3 protein-coding genes are annotated in these 950 nt (G+C 34.3%); all 3 read right to left on the bottom strand.

The genetic code is table 11. The features are described from left to right. Positions 1-69: 69 nt before the first annotated feature. Positions 70-252 carry a hypothetical protein gene (locus tag GOQ24_RS15680; protein WP_160340112.1) on the bottom strand — a complete coding sequence of 61 codons (183 nt, stop codon included), beginning with the start codon at positions 250-252 and terminating at the stop codon, positions 70-72. 27 nt (positions 253-279) lie between these two features. Continuing rightward, complete coding sequence (locus tag GOQ24_RS16875; protein WP_308860669.1) at positions 280-519, bottom strand: RHS repeat-associated core domain-containing protein; 240 nt, start codon at positions 517-519, stop codon at positions 280-282. A gap of 108 nt (positions 520-627) precedes the next feature. Continuing rightward, a complete protein-coding gene (locus tag GOQ24_RS15670) occupies positions 628-801 on the bottom strand; it encodes a hypothetical protein (protein WP_160340111.1) in 174 nt (57 codons plus the stop codon). Between the last annotated feature and the right edge of the window lie 149 nt (positions 802-950).

Here is a 950-nt window from a genome sequence, read left to right as displayed (position 1 = left end):
TGAGAATACATTATTTCTTGTTTGCTCATCTATTTATTATTTGAAACAAACTTACTACCTTAAGTTAGCTTATGAAATATGTGGTTGCTCGCGTGGATACGAATCAAATGACCCCCAACTAGCTGTTTTCTGATGATCTGCAACATCCATTAGAATTCCAAGTCCTTTATACTTAGATATCTTTTTACCTCCTAATCCACCAGCATTTTGGGTAGCCGAATTTGCAGGCATGTGATTAACTTCGCCTCCCATATTTTTGTTAACTTTTCTTACAGGTCCTTATCCTCCACCTAAAGCTGACAATCCAAAAGGATCCAGCCACCCATTCACATCACCCACATACCCATACAGCGCCATACCTCCCATAAGACCAATAGGATCTTGACTCACATACATCCCCATATCAGGACTATAATACCTAAATCGGTTATAGTATAGACCACTCTCCAGATCATCATACTGCCCCTGATATAAAAAAGGAACAAAGTCATTATCTACCTTAATACATCTACCATAGATGTCTAACTGACGATGCCAAAATTCGGTACCTTGTTTGTCATAAGCATGCGTAGAAGTACCTAAGTAATTAAAAAGACCTAGCTAATTAAAACTAAGTCTTTTTTAGTATTACCAAATATTAACTTTTCCTTCCTCTGGATAAATTGGGAATATATCAGTTTCAACAACTTCATGACTTCCAAACCTTCCTACCCAACCAATTATAATCTTTCCTTTAAGATAGATATCGATATTATCCAATAAAAAAGTAGGATACTCAGGATATTTTTCTTTATAATACAATTCAACTAAAATATTTATAAATAATCTATTAATGTATAAATCAATATCTGGACTTGGTAACTTAGCCTGGACATTAAGTTAAGCATAAAAACTTATCTTTGAATTATGAAAAGAATTAGAAAGGCCTACGATGCTGCATTTAAGCAGCA

Origin of the sequence: Myroides sp. LoEW2-1 (assembly GCF_009767705.1) — a bacterium.
In the GTDB taxonomy this organism is placed as follows: Bacteria; Bacteroidota; Bacteroidia; order Flavobacteriales; family Flavobacteriaceae; genus Flavobacterium; species Flavobacterium album_A.
The sequence above is the reverse complement of the archived record's forward strand: the minus strand, read 5'-3'. Positions and strand labels throughout refer to the sequence as shown.